Below are 23537 nucleotides of genomic sequence, written 5' to 3'. Positions count from 1 at the left end.
ATGCAGCCCTGCATGACGGGTCGTGCAGTCGCGGTGCAGGCGCAAAAGAAAGGCCGCGCTCGTCAAAGCGCGGCCAAGTCAAAGGGAGGAAACGCCCCAAACGGGACCCCCAAGACATGGCGGCAGTTGGGCCGGCCTGCAACCGGTGTCAGGCCGCGTCGGGACCGGATTTGGGCCGGCGCCCAGCAAACAGGCGCCGCCGTTTCCGCGAGCCAAATCGTTCAGCAACCGGCCTGTGCCGAAGGTCACAGCGGCCCCTGCGAAAAACGCATACCGGCTCTGCATTCCCGCTCATTGCAGCTGCGCCATCACGGCGCATATGAGCTCCACCACGCCAGCCAAGCCGACCGCCATGACCGCCGCCACCCCGCTTCGCCGCCCCTCCCCCAACCGCCGCCGGCTGATCGGCCGTACGGCGCTGTGGTCGGCAGCCGCCGTGGCCGTGGTGCTGAAGGTGACGCTGCCGATCTTCTGACGCGGCGCTACTTCGTCCCGTACATCCGGTCCCCGGCGTCGCCGAGGCCCGGCAGGATGTAGCCGTGGTCGTTCAGCCGCTCGTCCACGGCGGCGGTCCACACCTTCACGTCCGGATGGTGGCCAAGGAAGTTGGAGACACCCTCCGGCGCCGCCAGCAGGCAGGCCATCCGGATGTCCTTGGCGCCGGCCTCCTTCAGCCGGTCGACGGCGGCGATCGCCGTGTTGCCGGTGGCCAGCATGGGATCGACGACGATCACCAGGCGGTCGGCCAGGTCCGCCGGGGCCTTGAAGTAGTACTCTACGCAGCCCAGCGTGATGGGGTCGCGATAGAGCCCCACGTGGGCCACGCGCGCCGCCGGCACCAGCTCCAGCATGCCTTCCAGCATGCCCATGCCAGAGCGGAGGATGGCGGCGAACACCAGCTTCTTGCCGGCGATGGTAGGCGCCGACATCGGCATCATCGGCGTCTCGATCTCCACCGTCTCCAGCGGCAGGTCGCGGGTGACCTCGTAGCAGACAAGGCTGCCGATCTCCTTCAGCAGCTGGCGGAAGCTCTTGGTGGAGGTGTCCTTCTTCCGCATCAGGGTCAGCTTGTGGCGGACCAGCGGGTGGTCGACGACGGTGACGCCCTTCATTGTCCCATCCCTCTCAGAAAACCGTGCCGTCGCTGAGGATCTTCAGCGGCGGCCCGCCATCGGCGCGGCGCTCGCGGGCGACCCGCCGGCCCGCGGCCCACGAGCCGCCCTCCAGCACCCGAGCCAGAGGGAAGGCCTCCCCCGTCACCCCCAGCCGCTCGCGCACCAGCGGCGCCAGCCGGTCCAGCAGGGCGACGGTCAGCGCCCGCCAGCCGACCACCAGCGGGCCGTCCACCGGATGCTCCCGCGCCAGGTCGGCGGGATCCCTCAGGGCGAGCACGCCGGTGTCCACGAACAGGCCGCCGTTGCGGTATTCGGCCAGCCCGGTCAGCCCGTCGATGTCGACCACCTCGATCCCCGCCCACTGCAGCGGCTCGATCAGCGAATAGCTCATCCACTGGCTGAGCTTGTGGATCGGCACGAAGCCATCCACCGCGGGATGGCGCCAGCAGTCGCCGAGCGGCACGCCGTCGAGGCTGAGCCGGCCCGGCCAGATGGGGCCAAGCTCGGCCAGCAGCACCTCGAGGATCACCGGCGCCGGGAGCCGGCCGCCCTCGGCGCGGGCGGCCATCTGGTCGAACAGCCGCGAGGGCCGGCCCACCGTCTCGCCAAGCCGGCGCAGCAGCGCCGCGCGGCCGTCGACGCCGACCAGCGGATTGTCCTCGGAAACCTGGAAGGCCTCCGCCACCGAGGCGGCGGTCACCTGGGAGAGATCGTCCAGCGCGCCCGCCTGCCACATGCGCAGCGAGGCGACGCCGAGCCCCTCTGAGCGCGCCAGCTCCGCGCCCGTGGCGTCCCGGTAGCGCCAGCCCGGCCCGGCCCCGGCGTCCAGCAGGACCGACGGGATCACCAGGTCGAACGCCGCCCGGCCGAGCGCCGTCCGATCGGCGGGCTTGCTCGCCTCGGCCCAAAGGTCGCGCCCGCCTGCGTTGAAGTGCCGCCAGCGGGCATGGAAGGGGACGTTCAGGTCCGGATAGTTCGCCCGGACCGTCTCGGTTGTGAGGTCTGCGGCCGCGTCCAGCTTCGCCAGATCCACGCGCCACTCGTCGAGGCCGCCGTCCAGGGCGATCGCCAGCAGCTCGTGCGCACGCGCCCGCACGGCGGCGGCCGACAGAAGGTCGGCGGCGGAATTCAGATCCACGGTTCGCGCCTCGATCAGAACTTGTCGAGGTCGCGGCCAACGACCTTGGTCAGGTCGGACGTCGCGCCATCCGGCGTGAAGTAGCCGGCCGCCTTCTTGGCCTCCATCTCCACGCTGGCGTCCGGCGGGATCAGGTAGTCCGGGATCGGCACGCGCTCGCCGATCTCGACGCCGCCTTCCACCAGGGCGTCGTACTTCATGTTGGACATGGAGACGAACCGGTCGATCCGGCGGATGCCCAGCCAGTGGATGATGTCGGGCATCAGCTGCTGGAAGCGGGCGTCCTGCACGCCGGCGACGCATTCGGTGCGTTCGAAGTAGGTCGCCGCCTGGTCGCCGCCGGGCTGCCGCTTGCGGGCGTTGTAGACCAGGAACTTGGTGACTTCGCCGAGCGCCCGGCCTTCCTTGCGGTTGTAGACGATCAGCCCCGTGCCGCCGGCTTGCGCGCTCTGCACGCACTCCTCGATGCCATGGGTCAGGTAAGGCCGGCAGGTGCAGATGTCCGAGCCGAACACGTCCGAGCCGTTGCACTCGTCGTGCACCCGGCAGGTCAGGCTCACCGTCCGGTCGCCGAGCTTGGCGGCGTCGCCGAAGATGTAGAGGGTGATGCCGCCGATCGGCGGGAGGAAGACCTGCATGTCGGGGCGCGTCACCAGCTCGGGGTACATGCCGCCGGTCTGTTCGAAGAGCGTGCGACGCAGCGTCTGCTCGTCGGTCCCGAACCGCTCGGCGATGCCCGGCAGCCACCAGACCGGATCGATGGCGGCCTTGGTGACGGAGACGTCGCCTCCCTCGTGCACCACCTCGCCGTCCGGCTTCAGCCGGCCCTTGGCGATCGCATCGTGGATCTCCGGCAGGTCGATGCGGGCCTTGGTGACGGCGATGGTCGGGCGGATGTCGACGCCCTCCGCCAGCTCGTCTGCGAAGTCGGCCGCAACGCGGTGGCCCCAGGGGTCGAGGCTAACGATGCGGCCGGGTTCGCTCCACTGCGGGTGCGGGCCGACGTCCACCACCGGATGGGTGTTGTGCAGCTCGGGCCGCGCCAGCGGGTTCATGGCGCCGGCGGAGATCGCCAGTGCGCGATAGACCGAATAGGCGCCGCCGTGCGCCCCGATGGCGTTGCGGTCGGGGCCCGCGTTAGCGGTCGCCACCACCGGGCCGCGCTCACGGGCGGTAGGGGCGTCCCAACGGATCGGGAAGCGGCTCGCAGCCCCGGCGCCCGGGTGCGAGGTCAGACGAATGTGCGATGTCCTGTTGCCGGACATGGGTGGGAAACCCTCCAGAGTCGGAAAGGCCCTGCCGCCGGTTCGCCGGCGCAGGGCCTTTGAGAGCGAACTCTGATCCTAACCCCTGAACTTGGCAATATTTCCTGAAGAGCCGGGCGCCGGCTTAGCCGCCGCCGATGCCGTCCATCACCTTGCCCGTGCCGTCGCACTCGGGGCACGGCTGGTCGTCGAGGCGCCCGCTACCTGAGCACCGCGGGCAGAGGTTCTCGCCAGCCGAGCTGTCGTCCTGCGGCGGGGCGTTGGGTTGGGCGGGGTCGGTCATCGGGTTTAGCTGCTGAGCCCCTCGGGCACGACGCGGACGCCTTCGCTCGCAGGGGCGGTGTTCAGGCCGTTCATCATCGAGAACAGGCCGAGCGGGGATCCGAAGAGCATGAAGAACCACATGCCCTCGTAAACCGGACGGCGCCGCGGCTGTTCCCGAAGAGCGGGCGTTGCCTTTCGGCGCGGGCCTGCGCATCACGCGGATGTGTCGACGAAACGCCAGGCCTTCCGCGCGAGCCTCCTGCACCTGCTGGACGACCCCTGCGCCGCCGGCGACCAGGCCGCCGTCTGGCACGAGGACGGCCTGCTTCTGGTGGAGGACGGCCATGTGGCCGCGGCCGGAGCCTGGGCCGAGCTCGCCCCCGCCCTGCCCGCAGGCACGCCGGTCGAGGCGCTCCCCGGTCGGATCCTCACCCCCGGCTTCATCGACGCCCACGTGCACTACCCGCAGACCGACGTGGTCGCGGCCTGGGGCGCCCGGCTTCTGGACTGGCTGGCCACCCACACCTTCCCGGTGGAGCAGGCGTTCGAGGACCGCGCCCATGCCGACGAGGCCGCCGCCTTCTTTTTGGACGAGCTGCTGCGCAACGGCACCACCAGCGCCCTGGTGTTCGGCACCGTTCATCGCACCTCGGTGGACGCCCTGTTCGAGGCGGCGCTCGCCCGCAACATGCGCCTAATCGGCGGCAAGGTGCTGATGGACCGCAACGCCCCGGCGGCGCTCTGCGACACGGTCGAGACCGGCCGCGCCGACTCGGAGGCCCTGATCCGCGCCTGGCGCGGGCGCGGGCGGCTCGGCTACGCCGTGACCCCACGGTTCGCGGTGACCTCCTCCGACGCCCAGCTGGCGATGGCCGGCCAGCTCGCCGCCGATCACCCGGACATCCTGGTCCACACCCACATGAGCGAGAACCTCGAGGAGATCGCCACGGTGGAGGGCCTGTTCCCCGAGCACGGCAGCTACCTCGGGGTCTATGAGCGCTTTGGCCTGGTCACCGGCCGCTCGGTGCTCGCCCACTGCGTCCACACCGAAGCCGCCGACCTGCGCCGGCTGGCCGCCGCCGGAGCCTCGGCCGCCTTCTGCCCGTCTTCGAACCTGATGCTCGGCTCGGGCCTGTTCTCCCTCAAGCAGGCCTGCGACTGCGGGACCCAGGTGGCGCTCGGCACCGACATCGGCGCAGGGGCGAGCTTCTCGCTGCTCAGCACGATCGGCGAGGCCTATCGGGTCGGCCAGCTGCAGCACGAGCCGCTCGATCCGCTCCACGCCCTCTATCTCGCCACCCTGGCGGGCGCCCGGGCCCTGAAGATCGACCACCGCGTGGGCAACTTCGCGGTCGGCAAGGAGGCGGACTTCGTGGTGCTCGACCTGGCGGCCACGCCGCTGATGGCCCGGCGCACCGCGGCCGCCCGAACCCTGCGGGACCGGCTCTTCGCCCTCTCCATCCTGGGGGACGACCGCGCCATCGAGCGGACCTACCTCATGGGCCGGCTGGCGCATGCGCGGGGCGGCGCGCTAGGCTCCGCCGCATGACCGACCTCTCCGCCTTCATCCGCGCCCTGCCCAAGGCCGAGCTCCACCTGCACATCGAAGGCAGTCTGGAGCCCGAGCTGATGTTCCAGCTGGCGCGCCGCAACAAGGTCGCCCTGCCGTTCAAGTCCGTGGAGGAGGTCCGCGCCGCCTACGCCTTCTCCAACCTGCAGGACTTCCTGGACATCTACTACCAGGGCGCCGACGTGCTCCGGACGGAGGAGGACTTCCGCGACCTTGCGATGGCCTATTTCGGCCGCGTGGCGCAGGACGGCTGCCGGCACGTGGAGCTGTTCTTCGACCCGCAGACCCACACCGACCGCGGCATCCCCTTCCAGGTGGTCGCCGACGGCCTGCTGGCCGGCATGGCCGAGGCGGAACGGGACCTGGGGATCACCTCGAAGCTGATCCTCTGCTACCTGCGGCACCTGCCGGAGGAGGCCGCTCTCGACACCCTCAGACAGGCCGAGCCCTATCTCGACCGGATCGCCGGGGTGGGCCTGGACTCCTCTGAAGTGGGCCATCCGCCCTCGAAGTTCGCCCGCGTCTTCAAGGCCTCGCGCGAGCGCGGCCTGAAGCTGGTCGCCCACGCCGGCGAGGAAGGCCCGCCGGCCTATGTGTGGGAGGCGCTGGACGTGCTGGGCGTCGACCGCATCGACCACGGCAACCGCGCGCTGGAGGACCCGAGGCTGGTGGAGCGGCTCGCCCGCGAGGGCATGACCCTCACCGTCTGCCCGCTTTCGAACCTGAAGCTCTGCGTCGTCGACGACCTCACGACCCACCCGCTGAAGCGGATGCTGTCGCTCGGTCTGCGCGCCACCGTGAACTCGGACGACCCGGCCTACTTCGGCGGTTATCTGGGCGACAACTGGACAGCCGCCGCCACCGCCGTCGGCCTCACGCGCGACGAGCTGGTGACCCTGGCGCGCAACAGCTTCGTGGGCTCCTTCCTGTCCCCCGACGAGAAGGCCAGGCGGGTGGCCGAGATCGACGCCTGCGTGGCGGCCGCCTGACCATGCTGGAGCGGCTCTTCCAGCTCTCGGCGCGCGGCACGAACGTCCGCACCGAGGTGCTGGCGGGGCTGACCACCTTCCTGACCATGGCCTACATCGTGGTGGTGAACCCCTCGGTGCTGGGCCAGGCGGGCATGCCCGTGGCCGGCGTGGCTGCGGCCACCTGCATCGCGGCGGCGATCGGCTGCCTGCTGATGGGCCTGCTCGCCAACTATCCGATCGCGCTCGCCCCCGGGATGGGGCTGAACGCCTACTTCGCCTTCACGGTCGTGGGGGCCATGGGCGTGCCGTGGCCCACGGCGCTCGGGCTGGTGTTCGTCTCCGGCGTCGCCTTCCTGCTTCTGACGCTCGCCGGGGTGCGGCAGCTGATCGTCAGCGCGATCCCGAAGAGCCTGTTCGCCGCCATCGCCGCGGGGATCGGCCTGTTCATCGCCTTCATCGGCTTACGCAGCGCCGGCATCGTCACCGGCAATCCCGGCACCCTTGTGGGCCTCGGCGACCTGAAGCAGCCGACGGCGCTGCTGGCGGTGCTCGGCCTCGGCATCGTGGCCGCGCTGCAGGTGCTCCGGGTGCGGGCCGGCATCCTCATCGGCATCGTGGCCACCACCCTGCTCGGATGGGCGCTGGGACTGGCGAGGTTCGATCCCGAGCCCTATTCGGCGGCCGAGATGACCGCCACCGCCTTCCGGCTCGACATCCCGGCGGCGCTCGGGATCGGCGGCCACGGCTTTGGCCTCGCCCTCCTGGAGATCCTCTTCGTCTTCCTGTTCGTCGACCTGTTCGACAACGTCGGCACCCTGGTGGCCGTGTCCAAGCGCGCGGGACTGATGCAGCCGGATGGGACGATCCCGCGGCTGAACCGCATCCTGTTCGCCGACGCGGGCGCCACCATCGCCGGCTCCCTGGCCGGCACCAGCACCGTGGTGAGCTATATCGAGAGCGCCTCCGGCGTGTCGGCGGGCGGCCGCACCGGGCTGACGGCTGTCGTGGTCGGCCTGCTCTTTCTTCTCACCCTCTTCGTGGCGCCCTGGGTGCAGCTGATCCCCGCGGCCGCGACCGCGCCGGCCTTGGTGCTGGTCGGCGCGATGATGATGGCGCCGCTGGCAGAGGTCGATTGGGACGACCCGGTGGTTGCGATCCCGGCCTTCCTGACGCTCATCGCCATCCCGCTCACCTTCTCCATCGCCAACGGATTGGCGATGGGGGTCCTGGCCTATGCGGTGCTGAAGCTGGTGGCTCGCCGGGTGACGCGCGCCGACGTGCTGCTGTTCGGCCTGGCGGCGCTGTTCCTGGCGCGGTTCGCCTATATGTCCGCCGGCTGAACCCCCGCCCCACCCTCGTTCTCCGCCGCCTCCGCCTCGCGCAGCCACTGCTCGGCCAAGGCGAAGAACTGGGCGCGGATCGACATCTCGTTGCAGCTCTCGGCGATCTCGCTGGCCGCTAGGGCCCGTAGGACATAGCTCCGCGGTGAGGGCTCCGCCATCATGTCTGCTCTCCTGCCCTGGCCCGTGGCGAACCGGACGACGGCTCCCGGAGTTCCTAAGGCGAAGTCGGGGAGATGCCGCTTGCCGGAGGCAGGCTGCGCCCCCTAGATCACGCAGACGCCCGGCCGCGCCATTCCGGCGCCAGCCAGGGCTCATGCGCGGGGGGCGAGGTCGGGACATGGCTCTGGTGAAGCGGTCGACGCTGGCGACGCGTGGGCGGCCGGCCGCCAAGGGCGGCGCTGAAGCGGAAGCGGCGGACGTCGCCCCGGCGCCCCGGCCGAAGCGCACGCGCGCGGCCGGCGGCCGGCGCCAGACCGTCGCCGAACGCATTGGCGCGGCCACCCACCAATTGGCGGGCGGCGTGTCCGAGGCGGCGTCCGCCGCCGAGGAGCTGCGGCGGGCTCTGGAGCAGATCGCGAGCGCCGCGGAAGAGGCGGCGGGCGCGAGCCATCAGTCGCTGGCGTCCGTAACGGCGCTTGCGGCGGCTTTCGGCCAGGCCCGCGAGCGGGCGGAGGGGGCGCGACGGCGCATCGACGCCCTGCAGGCGCTGGTGGCGGAGACGGGGGCCCAGGTGGAGGGCGCCGTCGCCGCCGTCCAGTCCAACGCCGCGCGCCAGCTGAACTCGGTCGAGGTGATCGGCGCCCTGGAGGGTCGCGCCGCCCAGATCGGCGAGATCACCCGCGCGGTCGCGGAGATGTCAGATCAGACCAACCTGCTGGCGCTCAACGCCGCGATCGAGGCCGCGCGGGCCGGCGACAATGGGCGGGGATTCGCGGTGGTCGCCGACGAGGTGCGAGCCCTCGCCGAGAACGCCGAGCGCCGGGCCGGCCAGGTGGGCGGTCTGGCGTCCGCCATCGTCGACGACGTGCGGACCCTCTCGGAGAAGGTCCGCGGCGCTGCCGAGCGGGCCACGGCGGAGGCCGAGGCTGGCGGGGCCGTCGGGCGCGACCTTCTCGAGATCCGACGCCAGATGAACGCGCTGTCGGACGGCTCGCAGTCGATCCTGCTGGCTGCGGTCGAGGCCGACGCGGCGGCCCGCGAGACCCAGCGCGGAGCCGAGAGCATCTCCAGCGCCGCCGAAGAGCAGTCGGCCGCCGCGGCCGAGGCGCAGCGCGCCGTCCAGCAGCAGGCCACCTCGCTGGAGGAAAGCGACCGTACGGCGCAGGCCCTGGCCGAGTTGGCCGAGAGCCTTGAGGACGGCGCTGCGGTGGAAGGCCGGGCGCAGGACGTCGCCGCCGCCGCTGAGGAGTTATCCGCCGCCGTTCAGGAGCTGTCGGGCGCCGCCGCCGAAATCCTGGTGGCGATCGAACAGATCTCCCGTGGCGCCCAGGTGCAGGCCGCCGCCACCCAGCAGGCGACCGCCGCCATGGGCCAGATCGAACGCGCCGCCGACCGAACGCGGGCGGCCGCCGCCGACGCGCTGACCCAGGCCGAGGCGGTGCAGCGCCTGCTGACCGACAGCCGCACCGCCATGCGGCGGATGACGGACGGGGTCGCCGCGGCGCTCGCGGACACGCGGGCCAGCGCGGAGCGCGCCGGCGAGTTGGAGGAGTCCGGCCGGCTGATCGACAAGCAGGTGGACGCCATCGCCCTGATAGCCGTGCAGACCACCATGCTGGCCGTGTCCGGCGCGGTGGAGGCGGCCCGCGCCGGCGAGGCGGGGCATGGCTTCGCCACCGTCTCCGGCGACATCCGCACGCTCGCCCGGGAATCGGCCGAGAACGCCGACAAGGTGAAGGACGTGGTCCGTGGGCTGCAGATCCAGGTGGCGACGGTGCGCCCGGACCTGGAGCAGATCGTCGGCGCCGCCGAGAGCGAGATCGCGCGCAACATCGCCATCGACGAACGCCTGGCCACCGTGGAGGCGGACGTCGCCGTGGTCCGCGCCGGCGCGGCCGAGAGCCTTCAGGCCGCCGAGAGCGTGCTGGCGGCGACGCGAGAGGTGCTGGCGGGCATGCAGCAGGTGGCCGCCGCCGCCGAGGAGGCCGGCGGCGCCGCGGCCCAGTCGGCCGCCGCCGCCCGCCAGCAAGCGCGCGGCGCGGAAGACCTGGCGGCCGCCATCGAGGAGATCGCCGAACTCGCTGACGCTCTCCAGACCGGCGAGGCGTGAGACGATGGCCGCCGCGGGCGCCGTGCTGACGTTCCGGGTGGGAGATCGCCGCCTGGCTGTGGCTGCCGACGAGGTGGCCGAGGTGGTCCGCCGGCCGCGGATCACGCGCGTTCCCCACGCCCCCGCCGGGCTGGCGGGGGTGGCGAGCATACGCGGCGAGGTCGCGCCGGTGGTGGCGCTGGCCCGGGTGCTGGGCGGCGAGGAGTCCCAGGCCACCGACCGCAGCCGGATCGTCGTGCTGCATGGCGCGCCGCCGCTCGGACTGGCGGTGGACGAGGTCACCGGGCTTGCCGACGGCGAGGCGACCCCCGGCGGCCTGCTGCTGACCGAGGCGGGCGAGACCCGCATCCTGGCCGTCGACGAGTTGCTCGCGGCGCAGTTCGCCGGCCTGAGCCGCAATCGCGCCGCGCGGGCGACGCCCAGCCGCGCCCTCACGGAAGCGACGTCCGCAGAGACGCAGGTGGCCCTCCTGGGCTTCCGCCTCGCCGGCCAGCCCTACGCCCTCCCGCTCGAGACGGTTCGGGAGGTGGTGGCGCTTCCGCGCGCGATCGCCGCCTTGCCCCGCACGGACGCAGCCATGCTCGGCGTGGTCGACTTCCGGCGCGGCCTGCTGCCGGTCGTGGCGACCCGCGTGCTGCTCGGTTTGCCGGGCGAAGCCCCTGGCGGCGGCGCCCGCGTGATCGTCACCGCCATCGGCGACTCTCGGGTGGGGCTGGTGGTCGACCAGCTCACCTCCATCCTGCGGGCGTCGGAAGCCGCCATAGGCCCCGTGCCGCGCGTGCTGAACCGAGGCGCGGGAGAGGCCCATATCGACGCCATGCTGCGCACCGTGGACGACGGCCTGGTCTCCGTCCTGGCGCCCGAACGGCTGTTCCGCGACGAGACCGTCGCCCAGATCCTCGAGGACGGGCGCCAGAAGGGAACCGAGATGACCACCGCCCGCGAGCGTCGCACCGGCCAGCGGTTCCTGATCTTCGGCCTGGGGGAAGAACGCTATGGCTTTCCCATCGAGGCGGTGCAGGAGGTCGTGACGCTGCCGGAAACCGTCACCCGCCTGCCGCGCGCTCCGGCCTTCGTGGCGGGCGTGATGAACCTGCGCGGCGCGCCTTTGCCGGTGGTGGACCAACGCCGCCGCTTCGGTGTGCCGGGTTCGGCCGCGGGCCGGCCTCGGGTGATCGTCACGCGAGTGGGCGAGACCCTGGTGGGCTTCGCCGTGGACACGGTGACCGAGATCCTGGAGGCGCCTGAGGAAAGCGTCTCTGCAACGCCCGAGCTGGGCGCAGACGCGGCCCGGCTTTTCGACCGCGTGGCCCAGCTGACGGCGGACGGCGGCATGGTGCTGCTCGTCAATCCACAGGAGCTGCTGGACCGCGCCGAGGCTGACCTGCTCGCCGCCCTGGCCGACGGAGCTCAGCTCGCTCCGTGACGCGCGTCCTCGTCGTCGACGACTCTGCCCTGGCCCGGCGGCTGCTGGGCGATCTCTTCGAGGCCGAGCCCGGCTTCGAGGTGGCCTATGCGCGCAACGGGGTCGAGGCCTTGGACTCGCTCCGGACCTTCGAGCCCGACGTGATCACGCTCGACGTCCACATGCCGCAAATGGATGGCCTGGCCTGCCTCGACCGGATCATGGTCGAGCGGCCGACGCCGGTGGTGATGGTCTCCTCCCTGACCGAAGAAGGCGCCGCCGAGACCCTGGAGGCGCTGCAGCTCGGCGCGGTGGACGTTATCGCCAAGCCCGCGGGGCCTCTCTCCCTCGAGATCGACACCCTGGGGCCGCCGCTGGTGGCCAAGATCCGCGCCGCGGCTGGCGCCCGGATCCGCCGGACGCACCGGTTGACGGAGCGTGTCCGCACCCTGGCCAACGCGGCGGGCGCGATCCCAGCCGTGCGGCCGCGCCCGCGGCTTTCGCCTGCCGACCCTGCCGAGCCTGCGGGGAGGCGGTGGGCGCTGGGCGACGGGACGCCGCCAGGTCTCGTCCTGGTGGGCTGCTCCACCGGAGGCCCGCCAGCCTTGGACGCGCTGCTGGAGCCGCTGCCCGCCGACTTTCCGTGGCCGATCCTGGTGGCCCAGCACATGCCGCGGGCCTTTACCGGCCCCCTGGCGCGCCGGCTGGACGGGATCTGCGCCCTGGAGGTCGTGGAGGTCACCCGGCCGCTGCTGCTGGAGCCTGGGCGGGTCTACGTCGGGCGCGGCGAGGCCGACCTGGTGGTGTCCGCGCGGCCAGATGGGGTGGTCGCGCTCCCCGCCCCCGCTGCCGAGGCCTATCGCTGGCACCCCAGCGTCGATCGCCTCGTGGAGACGGCCATGGTCGCCTTCCCTGCCGAGCGGCTGGTGGGCGTCCTCATGACCGGCATGGGCGACGACGGGGCGGCCGCGATGACGCAGCTGCAGGCCGCCGGAGGCCGGACCCTCGCCGAGGCGGAGGAGACGGCGGTGGTCTGGGGCATGCCGGGCGAACTCGTCCGCGCCGGTGGCGCCAGCCTGGTGGCGCCGCTCGACGGCCTCGCGGATAGGCTTCTGGCGGAGATGGCGCGATGAACGCCGCCGAGCCCTTGAAGGCCAGCGATCTCGAGCGCTTCTGTGACTACCTCTACCAGCGCACCGGCATGACCTACGGGGAGAGCAAGCGCTACTATATCGAGCGTCGCGTCGCCGACCGCATGCGCGCCACGGGCGAGGCCCGCTTCGGCGACTACTTCGCCCGCCTGCGTTCCGAACCGGCCGAGCTGGAGGCGATGATCAACGCCTTCACGGTGAACGAGACCTACTTCTACCGCGAGGACCATCAGCTCCGCTGCCTCAGCCGCTCGATCCTGCCGGCGGTGGCCGCCACGAAGGGCCCCGGGGACAAGATCCGCATTTGGTCGCTTCCCTGCTCCACCGGTGAGGAGCCCTACTCCATCGCCATCTGGCTGCTGGAGAACTGGCCCATGGTCGACGCCTACAATGTCGAGATCGTGGGCTCTGACATCGACACGGAGGCTCTAGAGGCCGCGCGCGCCGGCCGCTACGGCGAGCGCGCCCTTTCCCGACTGCCCGCTGATGTCGTCGACCGCTACTTCGAGCAGGCCGGCGAGGGCGACCGCGAGATCATCAGCGACTTGAAGGAGTCGGTGCTGTTCAGCCCGGCCAACCTGATCGAGGGATCGACGCTGTCGGGCCACGGCCAGTTCGAAGTGATCTTCTGCCGCAACGTCCTGATCTACTTCGACGATGCGGCGCGGGCCCGGGCGATCGACAACCTCTTCACCGCGCTCAAGCCGGGCGGCTACATCTGCCTCGGTCACACCGAATCCATGAGCCGGATCACGGACCGGTTCCGCGCCTGCCGCTTCCCCGACGCTGTGGTCTACCAGCGGCCGGAGGCGCCGTCGTGAGCGACGACCTGCTGGAGATCTTCGTCACCGAAGGCCGCGAGCTGGTCGACCAGGCGGCGCAGGACCTGCACGCCCTGGAGCGTGCGCCGGAGGACGGCGGCGCGCTGGAGAGCCTGTTCCGCGCCGTGCACACCCTCAAGGGTTCCGCCGGCCTTGTGGGCTTCGCGCCCATGGCCGAGCTGTTTCATGTGGCGGAAGACCGGCTGTCGGACGTCCGGCGGGGCGACCTCAGGCTCACGCCGGACCTCGCGGAGGCGCTCCTTTCGGCGGTGTGGCAGGCCGGCCGCTGGCTCGATGAAACGGCCGCTCAGGGTCGCCTCCCGCACGCGGCTCCGGTGGCTCCCCTTCTGGCGGCGCTCAGCCAAACCGACGGCGCCCAGACGGAGGTGCCGGAGCCGGAGGGAGACGCGAGCCCAAGCGAATGGGCCGCCGACCTGCTCACGCCGAGCCTCGATCGGCCTGGGCCCTACGTCGCCTTCCGCTACACGCCGCGCCCCGACAGCTATTTCGCGGGCGAGGATCCCGTCGCAACGGTGGCCGCCGTACCGGACTTGCAGCGCCTGACCGTCGCGCCCCGCGCCGCGTTCGACACCTCTCCCTATGATCCCTTCACCTGCAACCTCGTGCTGAGCGGGCTCAGCACGGCCTCGCTCGAGGCCGTGCGCAGCGCGTTCCGCTTGGTGGCCGACGAAGTTGAGCTCGCCGAGTTGGGGGGCGCCACCCCCGCTGGAGACGGCCCTAGAGCGCCTGCCCTCGCCGTCCGCAGCCTGCGCGTGGAGGGCGCGCGCGTCGACGCGCTCGCGGCCGCGGTCGACGAGCTCGTGGTCGCCAAGAACAGCCTCGCCCATCTCACCAACGAGCTCGCACGCTCGGCCGAACCCCAAGTCGCCCGGACACTGGCCGCCGCCCAGGCCGACCTGGACCGGCGCCTCGGCCGGCTGCACGACACCGTCACCCGCCTGCGCCTCACGCCGCTGGCGCCGCTCTTCCGCCGCTTCCCGGCCCTCGTGCGCCAGACCGCGGCCTCGCTCGGGAAGTCGGCGGAGCTGGTGTTGTCCGGCGAAGACGTTGAGGTCGACAAGTCGCTGGTCGACGGCCTCTTCGAGCCCTTGCTGCACCTGGTCCGCAACGCCCTCGACCACGGCGTGGAGCCGCGCGACGCCCGGCGAGCCGCCGGCAAGCCCGCCGCGACCGCGCTGCGGATCTCCGCCCGCCCCGTGGGCGACGAGGTGGCCATCGAAGTCGCCGACGACGGACGCGGCCTCGACCTGCAAAAGGTCCGCCGCGTCGCCGCCGAGCGCGGGCTGCTGGAGGAAGCCGCCCTGGCGGCGTTGTCCGACGCCGAGGCCGCCGAGCTGATCTTCCGTCCGGGCTTCTCGACCGCTTCGGCGGTCACCGACCTTTCGGGCCGCGGCGTCGGCCTGGACGCCGTGCGAGCGGCGGTGGCTTCGCTCGGGGGCCGCGTCGAAGTGGCGAGCACGCCGGGAACGGGAACCCGGATCACCCTGCTGCTTCCGGTGCGGGTGCGGCTTGCCCGCCTCATGGTGGTGGAGGCCGGCGGCGAGACCTTCGGCGTGCCGCTCGAGAGCGTGGTGGAGACGGCCCGTGTCGACGCCGCCCGCCTCACGTCCGTCCGCGCCGGTCGGGCGCTGGTCTGGCGCGAGCGGCCGCTGCCGCTGATCGAGCTTTCCGACCTGCTGCGGCTGCCGCGGGCGGCGGGGGCCCACGACGAGCTGAAGCTGTTGATCGTGCAGACCGGCGACGAGCTGGCGGCGATCTCCGTCCAGGCGTTCGGCGCCCGGCTGGAGGCTCCGCTTCGTCCGTTGGGAGGGCTCCTCGCGCGTGTGCCCGGCCTTGCCGGCACGACCCTGCTGCCTGACGGGCGGGTGTTGATGGTGCTCGACGTCGCGGAGCTGGTGGGATGACCGTGCGAGTGGACGGGGAGGTGATCTGGTTGCAAGGCGCCTGCCGTGTCGAGGAGGCCGAGACCCTGGCGGCGGCCCTGGAGCGACGGCTGTGCCCTGTCGACCTCTCCGACTGCACCAGCCTGCATGCCGCCGTCGCGCAGGTGCTGCTCGCCTTCGCTCCGCCGCTGCGCGGCGCACCGCAACTGGAGTTCCTGCGCGACCATCTGGCCCCGGCGCTGGCGGCCGCCACGCGCAGCGACCTGCGGCAGACAAGCGCCCGCCCGGGCGTTATGGATGACGGCCGCCCGCGACCGGGCCACAAGGGTGAAGGAGCCCTGGATTGACCTCAGTTCTCATCGTCGACGACAGCAAGCTCGCCCGGATCGTGGTTGGTAAGGCCGTGACGGCCCTGCAGCCCGATTGGACACGCCTTGAGGCTGGCAACGCCGACGAGGCCCTTGCCCTGCTCGAGAGCCACCCGGTGGACGTGCTGATCCTGGACTTCAACATGCCCGGCAAGAATGGGCTTGAACTGGCCGAGGAGCTACGCGGCCGGCATCCGGAGATGCCGATCGCGCTCGCGACCGCGAATGTCCAGGACGAGGTGATCGCCCGCGCGCGCGCCGCCGGCGCCACCTTCGTGCCGAAGCCGATCACCGAGGACGCCCTGCGGGGCTTCCTCTCCGGCGCCGCCCTTAAGCTCCGCGCGACCGGCTCGTGACAGCGCCGCCCATCTTCCTCGAGCCGCTCGAGGTCGACGCGCTCACCGAGCTGGTGAACATCGGCGTCAGCCGCGCGGCCGCCAGCCTGCGCCTGATGGTCGGCCGGCAGGTCCTGCTTTCGGTGCCCTCGGTGGAGGTCATCAGCCGAAGCGCGGCCGCCACCCTCATGGCTGAGCGGGAGATCGGCCGGCTGGTAGCGGTCCGCCAGGAATTCACCGGCGCCTTCTCGGGCCAAGCCCTGCTCATCTTCCCGGAAACCAACAGCCTGACGCTGGTCCGCGCGGTGACGGGCGACGAGCTGTCGGACAACGAGCTGGCGAGCCTCGAGGAGGAGGCGCTCGCCGAGACCGGTAACGTGGTGCTGAACAATTGCCTGGCGACCATGGCGAACATGCTTCAGCGGCCCCTGGAGATGTCGTTGCCGGGGGTGCTGCGGGACCAGAGCGCGCATTTGTTCGAACTGGATCCGGCGGGGGGCGACGCCGGCGTGGCCCTGTTCCTCTACATCAACTTCGCGATCGCCGAGCGGGACATCCGGGGCTACATCGCCGTCCTGATGGACCTGCCGTCCCTCGACGCGCTGAAGGAGTTGGTTTCGGAGTTCATCACCCGCGTGGTCGGACCCGAAGCCGAAGCCGGGCGCTGACAGTGGGCGAAGGGCGGGACAACGGGTCCGACGCCGTTCAGGGCGCGCTGAGCGGCGCGAATGGCGCCTGGGTTTGGGACTTCGCCGCCGGCCGGGTGCGCGGCGACCGGCGGTTCGCCGACCTGCTGGGGCTCGGCGCCGAGGCCGTGCAGGCCGGCCTGCCGAGCGAGGCCTTCTTCCAGCGCATCCTGCCCGAGGATCGGATGCGCCTGCGCATCGCCGTCGCCGGCGTACAGCACGGCGCCGAGGTGTTTGCGCGCGATTTCCGCCTGCCTGTCGAGGGCGGCCTGCGTTGGGTCAGCGCGCGCGGCCGGGCGGAACACCGCCCGGGGGAGCCACCCCGGTTTTCCGGTGTGTTGGTCGACATCAGCGAGCAGAAGCGCGTCGAGGAACGGCTGCGGATCGCCCAGACCGCCGGCGGCGTGGGCACATTCGAGTACGTGGACGGCTTTGGGACGGCGACCGTCTCCGACCAGTTCTGCCGTCTGCTGGGGCTGCATCCGGCCGAAGCCCTGCCGGTTCGGACGATCAATGCGGTGGTCCATCCCACGGACCCGCCGATCATCGCCACCGGCGACGGAGAGGAAGGCGCCGTTCAGGCGGAGCTGCGTATCCGCCGGGCGGACACCGGCGCCGAACGCTGGCTGGCGCTGCGCGGCGAGCGGCGTAGCGACGGCGACGCCGGCATCCGCTTCATCGGGGTGATTTACGACATCAGCGAGAGCAAGGCCGCGGAAGCCAAGCTTCGGGAGCTGGCGGAGACTCTGGAGGCGCGCGTCGAGGCGCGCACCCGCGAGCGCGACAGGCTCTGGAACAGCTCGCGCGACCTGTTCGGCGTCGTCGGCGCGGACGGCGCCTACCGGGGGGTGAATCCGGCTTGGCGCGACCTCCTCGGCTATGACGAGGAGGACGTGGTCGGCCACCATCTGCGGGAATTCGTGCAGGCCGAGGACGCCCAGGCTGCGCTGGCCCGCTGGGCCGAGCTGCCGGCCGGCGCTTCTCTGGAGGATGTCGACGCCCGCATGCGCGCCAAGGACGGGTCATGGCGCTGGGTGAACTGGACGATCATACCTCAAGGCAACGAGTTTTACGCGATCGGTCGCGACGTCACCGAACGCAAGCAGCTGGAGGACCAGCTCCGCCAGAGCCAGAAGATGGAGGCCGTCGGCCAGCTCACCGGCGGGCTCGCTCACGACTTCAACAACATGCTCACCGGCGTGCTCGGCGGCCTGGACATGGTGCGCCGGCGGCTGGACTCCGGGCGAACCGAGGAGGCCCGCCGCTTCATCGACACGGCGGTGGCCTCGGCCGAGCGAGCCGCGGCCCTCACCCATCGGCTGCTGGCGTTTTCACGCCGCCAGACCCTGGATCCTCGCCCCATCGACGTGAACGGGCTGATCGCGTCCATGGAGGACCTGCTGCGCCGGACGCTGGGCGAGCAGGTGGACTTCGCCGTTTCTCTGGACCCCGACCTCTGGACGACGCTCACCGACGCCAATCAGCTCGAAAGCGCCCTGCTGAATCTGGCGATCAACGCTCGTGACGCCATGCCCGACGGCGGCAAGCTCACGGTCGAGACAGGCAATGTCCGGCTAGACGCCGCCCAGGCTGCGACCATGGAAGAGCTGGAGCCCGGCGACTATGTGGTGGCCAGCGTCAGCGATACCGGCGCAGGCATGCCGCCCGAGGTGCTTGCCCGGGCCTTCGACCCGTTTTTCACCACCAAGCCAATCGGCCAGGGGACGGGCCTGGGCCTGTCGATGGTCTATGGCTTCGTGCGCCAGTCCAGCGGCCAGGTCAGCATCTTCAGCGAGCCGGGCGTCGGCACGACCGTGAAGCTCTACCTGCCGCGAGCCACCGAAGCCGAGCAGGCCGACGCCCACCCCGACGCAGCCGACGCGCCGAGCGGCTCCGGCGAGACCGTTCTGGTGGTGGAAGACGACGACTCGGTGCGCCTGCTGATCGTGGAGGTTCTGAAGGAGCTGGGCTACGTGGCTGTCGAAGTGGGCGACACCGACGCAGCGCTGCGTATCCTGGACACTGGAAGGCGCATCCACCTGATGATCTCCGACGTGGGGCTTCCCGGCATGAATGGGCGCCAGCTCGCCGAGGTCGCCCGCCAGCGCAGGCCTGATCTGCCGGTGCTGTTCATCACCGGCTATGCCGCCGGCGCGGCCCGGCGTTCCGACATCCTGGGTCCGGGGATGGAGATGATCTCGAAGCCGTTCGCGATGGACGCTTTGGCCGTCAAGATCCGGGAGATGATCGAGGGCTGAGCCTACTCGGTCTCGCGTTTCACGAACTCGCTGACCAGAAGCTTGAGCGCGCCGAGCGCCGCCAGGTCCATCAAGAGCGCGATGTACCCACGGATACGCCGCCCGCGGACTGTGAAGTTGATGTAAACGAACAGCACGCCGTCCTGCGACACACGCGGGAAGATTTCCCTCGCGCGCCCTTCGGTAAGCCGGGGGGTGCTGATCTCGAGCTGGCGGTGCAGCATGTTGGCCAGGGTGCCGAGGCACGACTGCAGCACCACGTTGCCGGTCTCAAGCAGGGCTTCGGTGGCCAGAGACGGGATGTCGGCGGCCGGCACGTCCTCGCCGGCCACGGCGCGCACCAGTTCGAGGCTGTTCACTTCCGGGAAGATCAGCAGGGCGCGGCCGGAGACGTCGCCGGCGTAATCCTGCTCCACCGCTACGACGCGGCCCACCCGCGCGCCACCGATCATCTCCGCCGCCTGTTCGGGTGTGACCGTGGAGAGCGCCGGCACCGTAAGCGTGACCGGCTCGTGGCACATGAGGGCGAGGCTGGCGGCCGCGCGGCCGATTCCGATGTTGATCAGCTCGGTGAGGGCGTCGAGTTCGAGCTCGCTGAGCCGCAGGAGGGAAGGATCGATCAAGAGGTGCGCAGCCTTAACGGCGCACAACCACGCGCCGCGGCCACCATTTACGCAAGGGGGCCGGCGCCCGCAACGTCGCCGTGGCCTCAGCCCGCGGGGAAGACTGCGGCCGGCCGGGCGCTCCAAACCCGCCCCCCATCTAGGGGCGAACCGAGGAGCAGGCGACCACCCAGGCTGGTCCGATGCATGCCGTTCGCTTCGATCAGCGCCTCGAATGCGCCGTAGCGGGCGGCGGGCCGCAGGGCGGCGAGCACCTCGCGCCGCGCGGCGGCTTCGGCCGCCTGCATCAGCCCGACGTCACGCATCCCGGCAATGATCAGGATGCGCCCGCCTTCCGGCCCCGGCAACGACGCGAGATAGCCGTAGTCCTGCTGCGGCGATGGCCCCCGCCCGGGTCCGCCCTGCTGGCTGACGAAACTTCGCCCGCTGCGGGCGTCGATGAGTTCGTCCCAGGTGTCGCCCACCCGGAACCGGGAGCCGGCGAACACCGGGTCGCGCAGGGGTCCAAGGCCGCTGAGATAGCCCACGTAGACGATGTCGTTCCGCCGCAGCATCTCAGTCGTGAGGCTGGAGGTGGTCACGACCTGCGGCGTCTCACCCGCGGCGGTCAGCAGCGGCAGGACGGCGCGCAGCGCATGCGCAGCGCCGACGGGCAGGTAGTAGAGGTCGAGGTCCCTGAGGTGGGCGCCCTGCTGCGGGTTCGCCAGGCGATAGGTCTCGAGATCTTCGTGGGAATTGACGCCGTACTCGCGCACCAGCCGCCCGGCGCCCGTTTGCGGATCCACCTCGCCGAAGATGTAGTAGTCACCGACGGCGATGATGAGCGGCCGCTGCGACTTCGTAAGTCCACGCCAGGGTTCGAGGCGCCGTGACGCGGCGGCCGGGTCATTCCACCGACTGGCCGCGACGCCGCCGATCGTGGCCAGGTTCGTGACCAGCAGCACGGCCGCCGCGATCCAGGGCCACGCCGGCCGGCGCTTCGGGCGGGCGCGCGCTTGTGGCTCGAGCGCCAGGCGATATTCGCCCACCGGCATCGTCAGCCGTACGGGCTCGTCGCGGCCAGCGTCGGCGTAAAAGGCGTCCAGCTTTTTCCGAAGGCGGTGCGCGGCCACGCGCACGGAAGCATCCCGCCCGCCGTCGAAGTCGCCGCCGCGTCCGAACACCGTCAGGGCGATCTCGACCTCCTTCGGCCGGTCCCCGCGCGTGGACGATTCCACCAGGTAGTCGAACAGCCGCAGCAGCAGCTCCGAACGGCCCAATGCGCCGGACGCGCGCAGATGAGCCGCCTGCCCCGCAATGCTGTCGCCCGCCTCCACCGACGCCTCCCGTAACGGCCGGTAACCCCCCGGCTACCGTTCTTAACCGTCCCGCGGCTTCGAAAGCAAAGTATGGCCGAGCGCCAAGGGGGACCGACCAATGCCACTCAAGATCCGCGCGGCGCACGCCGTCGCTGCGTTCGCCTGCAGCGGCGCCGCGCATGCCCAGCCCTCGGCCCGAGCCCTGGACGAGGTGGTGGTGTTCGGACGCGGCGAGGCGAAGGTCGGCGTGGCCCACACCGCCAGCGAAGGAACGGTGGCCGGCTCCGACCTGCTGGTCCGCCCGCTGCTCCGCGTCGCCGAGTTGCTGGAGGCCGTGCCGGGCCTGGTGGCGGCGCAGCATTCCGGCTCGGGCAAGGCCAACCAGTACTTCCTCCGCGGCTTCAACCTGGACCACGGGTCGGACTTCACGGCCTACGTGGACGACGTGCAGATGAACCTGCGCACCCACGGCCACGGCCAGGGCTATCTCGACCTCAACGGCCTGATCCCCGAGGTGGTGGAGCGCGAGGACTACCGGAAAGGACCTTACCGCGCGGACGGCGGGGACTTCGCCATGGCCGGAGCGGCCTACATGACCACGATCGCGGGGTATGACGCCCCCTGGGTCGCGGCCGAAGGCGGGTCCTACGGCTGGCGTCGGGTCGCTGCGGGCGGCACGGCTCACGCGCTCGGCCCGGGCGACCTTACGCTGGTGGGACAGGCCAAGACCTACGATGGACCGTGGGCGCTACCTGAGGACCTGCGCCACTACGCCCTCTTCTCCAAGTACGTGGCGCCGGTCCGGACCGCGGATCTCGAACTCATCCTGCACGCCTACCGCGGCCGCTGGAGACCGACCGAGCAAATCCCGGACCGCATCGTGGGCTCCTCGATCTGCCGCGATGTCTTCTGCGCACCCGACGCCACCGCCACCGGGGAGACCACTCGCGTCGTGGCGGCGGCCAGGCTGCTGGGCGACGGCTGGCGCGCGGCGTTGAACGGGCAGGCCTACGACTGGACGATGTATTCGAACCCGACCTTCGCCGATGCCGATGGGCGGAGCGCGCAGATACGCCAGTTCGACCGTCGATGGGTGCTCGCGGGACGGATCGAGAGACAGCTCCCGCTTTCGGACACTGTGGAGCTCAGCGGCGGCGGCGAGTTCCGCCTCGACCACATCGGCGAGGTGGGTGTCCACCGCACGGACGCGCGGGCGTTCGTCGCCTCGCTCGGCGCCTATCAGGTGGAGGAGCTTTCCGGCGCGGCCTATGGCGAGGCCGTCTGGCGGCCCCTCCCTGGGCTTCGCCTGATCGGCGGTCTGCGAGCCGACCATTACCGTGTCGACGTCCGCGCCCGCGACCCCGAAGCCGCCCTCCTGGGCGAGGGCCGGGATACTGACACCCTGCTCTCCCCCAAGGTGAACATGGCCTATGCCCCCGTTGGCTGGCTGGAGGTCTACGGCGCCTGGGGGCGAGGCTTCCACTCGAACGACGCCCGCGGGGCGGTGAGCGCCACCCCCGTCCCCCTGCTGGTCCCCGGCCGCGGCGCTGAGGCAGGGGCGCGCCTGCAGACCCGTCGGCTAACCGCCACGGCGACCTACTGGCGGCTGGATCTCGACAGCGAATTGAAGTTCGTCGGCGACTCCAATGCAGTGGAGCCCACCGGGGCCAGCCGCCGCCGGGGCTACGAGCTGGTGGCGTTCTGGCGGCCCCTGGCGTGGCTCGCGCTGGACGCCAGCTACACCGCCAGCCATGCCCGCTATCGCACCGGCGACTTCATCCCCAACGCCTTCGAGAACGCCGCCCAGTTGGGCTTGGCCGCCGTCCGCCCGCGGTGGGAGGCAAGCCTCCGCGTCCGGCATCTGGGCCCCTACCCGCTCGTGGAGGACAACTCGGTCCGTGACCGCGGCAGCACGGTCGTGAACGCCCGCGGCGCCTGGAAGACCGACCGCCTGGAGCTCTATGCCGAGGTGCTCAACCTGTTGGACCGGCGGGACAAGGACATGGCCTATTGGTACGAGGCCTTCGTGCCTGGGGTCGACGCCGAGCCGACCGAAGGGCGTCTCGGGCGCGTGCTCGAACCTCGGACCCTGCGGATCGGGGCTAAGCGCCGCTTCTAGCGGATCCCCCGGTGAGGATTGCTTAGCCTGGCCGTGGGAAGGTCCGCGCAGAGTTTGGAGCGAAGATCATGAGCACAGGCGACTTCGTCGACCGGCGAGCCCATCCGCGCGAGGTGGTCAACGCCCCGGCGCGTCTGTTCTGGGGGCCGAAGCTGGCCCACTGGGCCGACGGCGTGATCTCCGACTTCAGCCAGGGTGGCGCGAAGGTGGAGGTGTCCAGCTTCTACGTCCTGCCGCGCCGGCTTGTGCTGCTGCACTACCGGGACGACAGCGCCTACGAGGCGATCCTGCGCTGGCGGCGGTGGGACACGGCGGGCCTTGCGTTCGAGGCCCGCCATGACCTTACCCAGCCCGTGGACAGCTGGCTCAGCGACGTCCAGGCCGTGTGGCAGAGCCTCGCCCCCAGCCTTAAGCCGGCGCACGGCTGAGGTCAGCGGCCACGTCCGCGCAAACGAAAACGGCCTCTGCTTGGGCAGAGGCCGTTTGTTTGGACTTGGGTGCGGGGACAGGATTTGAACCTGTGACCTTCAGGTTATGAGCCTGACGAGCTACCGGGCTGCTCCACCCCGCGTCGAAGGTGGTGTTTGGTGTGTTGATTGAAGGGTTATGACCTTTGAGATCCGCTTTGTAGACC

General features: G+C 71.3%; 22 protein-coding genes and 1 tRNA gene. 15 read left to right on the top strand and 8 right to left on the bottom strand.

The window, feature by feature from the left end; all coding sequences use genetic code 11:
- The first annotated feature begins 319 nt into the window (after positions 1 to 319).
- Positions 320 to 475: a hypothetical protein gene (locus VIL67_RS06800; protein WP_332048116.1), complete on the top strand. Its 156-nt coding sequence runs from the start codon at positions 320 to 322 to the stop codon at positions 473 to 475.
- Between the two features lie 7 nt (positions 476 to 482).
- On the opposite strand, the gene upp is transcribed toward VIL67_RS06800, so the two are convergent.
- The 4 genes from upp to VIL67_RS06780 all read right to left on the bottom strand — a co-directional run bounded on the left by upp (position 483) and on the right by VIL67_RS06780 (position 3801).
- Positions 483 to 1112: a uracil phosphoribosyltransferase gene (gene upp / locus VIL67_RS06795; RefSeq protein ID WP_332048115.1), complete on the bottom strand. Its 630-nt coding sequence runs from the start codon at positions 1110 to 1112 to the stop codon at positions 483 to 485.
- A gap of 13 nt (positions 1113 to 1125) precedes the next feature.
- Positions 1126 to 2253, bottom strand: coding sequence for a DUF1688 family protein (locus tag VIL67_RS06790; protein WP_332048114.1), 1128 nt, complete (start codon positions 2251 to 2253; stop codon positions 1126 to 1128).
- Positions 2254 to 2267: 14 nt separating this feature from the next.
- A complete protein-coding gene (locus VIL67_RS06785) occupies positions 2268 to 3518 on the bottom strand; it encodes a GTP cyclohydrolase II (protein ID WP_332048113.1) in 1251 nt (416 codons plus the stop codon).
- Between the two features lie 124 nt (positions 3519 to 3642).
- Complete coding sequence (locus tag VIL67_RS06780) at positions 3643 to 3801, bottom strand: hypothetical protein (RefSeq protein ID WP_332048112.1); 159 nt, start codon at positions 3799 to 3801, stop codon at positions 3643 to 3645.
- 204 nt (positions 3802 to 4005) lie between these two features.
- Here VIL67_RS06780 and guaD point away from each other — a divergent pair, with 204 nt between their 5' ends.
- From guaD to VIL67_RS06765, 3 genes are read left to right on the top strand one after another with little or no spacing between them, the layout of a single operon-like run.
- Positions 4006 to 5331, top strand: a complete 1326-nt coding sequence (gene guaD, locus VIL67_RS06775) for a guanine deaminase (RefSeq protein WP_332048111.1) — start codon at positions 4006 to 4008, stop codon at positions 5329 to 5331.
- Positions 5328 to 6341 (top strand): adenosine deaminase, encoded by a 1014-nt coding sequence (locus VIL67_RS06770; RefSeq protein WP_332048110.1) that lies wholly within the window; start codon positions 5328 to 5330, stop codon positions 6339 to 6341. The genes guaD and VIL67_RS06770 overlap by 4 nt, the downstream gene beginning before the upstream one ends.
- 2 nt (positions 6342 to 6343) lie before the next feature.
- The gene (locus VIL67_RS06765) at positions 6344 to 7663 is read left to right on the top strand and encodes an NCS2 family permease (protein ID WP_332048109.1); all 1320 of its coding nucleotides are present in this window, start codon (positions 6344 to 6346) and stop codon (positions 7661 to 7663) included.
- Here the strand turns inward: VIL67_RS06765 and VIL67_RS06760 are convergent.
- On the bottom strand, positions 7645 to 7827 hold the full coding sequence (locus VIL67_RS06760; protein ID WP_332048108.1) for a hypothetical protein: 183 nt from the start codon (positions 7825 to 7827) through the stop codon (positions 7645 to 7647). The two genes, VIL67_RS06765 and VIL67_RS06760, sit on opposite strands and share 19 nt — an antisense overlap.
- Before the next feature lie 176 nt (positions 7828 to 8003).
- On the opposite strand from VIL67_RS06760, the gene VIL67_RS06755 reads away from it, so the two are divergent.
- Genes VIL67_RS06755 through VIL67_RS06715 form a run of 9 tightly spaced genes read left to right on the top strand, consistent with a single transcriptional unit; the run spans position 8004 to position 18863 of the window.
- Complete coding sequence (locus VIL67_RS06755) at positions 8004 to 9935, top strand: methyl-accepting chemotaxis protein (RefSeq protein WP_332048107.1); 1932 nt, start codon at positions 8004 to 8006, stop codon at positions 9933 to 9935.
- Between the two features lie 4 nt (positions 9936 to 9939).
- The gene (locus VIL67_RS06750; RefSeq protein ID WP_332048106.1) at positions 9940 to 11361 is read left to right on the top strand and encodes a chemotaxis protein CheW; all 1422 of its coding nucleotides are present in this window, start codon (positions 9940 to 9942) and stop codon (positions 11359 to 11361) included.
- On the top strand, positions 11358 to 12473 hold the full coding sequence (gene cheB / locus VIL67_RS06745) for a chemotaxis-specific protein-glutamate methyltransferase CheB (protein ID WP_332048105.1): 1116 nt from the start codon (positions 11358 to 11360) through the stop codon (positions 12471 to 12473). The genes VIL67_RS06750 and cheB overlap by 4 nt, the downstream gene beginning before the upstream one ends.
- A complete protein-coding gene (locus tag VIL67_RS06740) occupies positions 12470 to 13312 on the top strand; it encodes a CheR family methyltransferase (RefSeq protein WP_332048104.1) in 843 nt (280 codons plus the stop codon). Before cheB ends, VIL67_RS06740 begins: the two co-directional genes overlap by 4 nt.
- Complete coding sequence (locus VIL67_RS06735; protein ID WP_332048103.1) at positions 13309 to 15237, top strand: chemotaxis protein CheA; 1929 nt, start codon at positions 13309 to 13311, stop codon at positions 15235 to 15237. Before VIL67_RS06740 ends, VIL67_RS06735 begins: the two co-directional genes overlap by 4 nt.
- Positions 15234 to 15563: a hypothetical protein gene (locus VIL67_RS06730; RefSeq protein WP_332048102.1), complete on the top strand. Its 330-nt coding sequence runs from the start codon at positions 15234 to 15236 to the stop codon at positions 15561 to 15563. The genes VIL67_RS06735 and VIL67_RS06730 overlap by 4 nt, the downstream gene beginning before the upstream one ends.
- The gene (locus tag VIL67_RS06725) at positions 15560 to 15940 is read left to right on the top strand and encodes a response regulator transcription factor (protein ID WP_332048101.1); all 381 of its coding nucleotides are present in this window, start codon (positions 15560 to 15562) and stop codon (positions 15938 to 15940) included. The genes VIL67_RS06730 and VIL67_RS06725 overlap by 4 nt, the downstream gene beginning before the upstream one ends.
- Positions 15937 to 16587 carry a chemotaxis protein CheX gene (locus VIL67_RS06720; RefSeq protein WP_332048100.1) on the top strand — a complete coding sequence of 217 codons (651 nt, stop codon included), beginning with the start codon at positions 15937 to 15939 and terminating at the stop codon, positions 16585 to 16587. Before VIL67_RS06725 ends, VIL67_RS06720 begins: the two co-directional genes overlap by 4 nt.
- A gap of 2 nt (positions 16588 to 16589) precedes the next feature.
- Positions 16590 to 18863, top strand: a complete 2274-nt coding sequence (locus VIL67_RS06715) for a hybrid sensor histidine kinase/response regulator (RefSeq protein ID WP_332048099.1) — start codon at positions 16590 to 16592, stop codon at positions 18861 to 18863.
- Positions 18864 to 18865: 2 nt separating this feature from the next.
- On the opposite strand, the gene VIL67_RS06710 is transcribed toward VIL67_RS06715, so the two are convergent.
- Both VIL67_RS06710 and VIL67_RS06705 read right to left on the bottom strand, forming a co-directional pair.
- Positions 18866 to 19486, bottom strand: coding sequence for a chemotaxis protein CheX (locus tag VIL67_RS06710; RefSeq protein ID WP_332048098.1), 621 nt, complete (start codon positions 19484 to 19486; stop codon positions 18866 to 18868).
- An 86-nt stretch (positions 19487 to 19572) separates the two neighbouring features.
- Complete coding sequence (locus VIL67_RS06705) at positions 19573 to 20802, bottom strand: hypothetical protein (RefSeq protein ID WP_332048097.1); 1230 nt, start codon at positions 20800 to 20802, stop codon at positions 19573 to 19575.
- Between the two features lie 100 nt (positions 20803 to 20902).
- Between VIL67_RS06705 and VIL67_RS06700 the strand changes: the two genes are divergently transcribed.
- Complete coding sequence (locus VIL67_RS06700) at positions 20903 to 22903, top strand: TonB-dependent receptor (RefSeq protein WP_332048096.1); 2001 nt, start codon at positions 20903 to 20905, stop codon at positions 22901 to 22903.
- A gap of 68 nt (positions 22904 to 22971) precedes the next feature.
- Positions 22972 to 23331, top strand: coding sequence for a hypothetical protein (locus tag VIL67_RS06695; protein ID WP_332048095.1), 360 nt, complete (start codon positions 22972 to 22974; stop codon positions 23329 to 23331).
- Positions 23332 to 23397: 66 nt separating this feature from the next.
- Here the strand turns inward: VIL67_RS06695 and VIL67_RS06690 are convergent.
- Positions 23398 to 23474 (bottom strand) — tRNA-Met (locus tag VIL67_RS06690).
- Positions 23475 to 23537: the final 63 nt, after the last annotated feature.

The organism is Phenylobacterium sp. (assembly GCF_036563385.1).
Lineage (GTDB): Bacteria > Pseudomonadota > Alphaproteobacteria > Caulobacterales > Caulobacteraceae > Phenylobacterium.
Note: the sequence above shows the minus strand (reverse complement) of the source record. Positions and strands in the feature narration are given on the sequence as shown.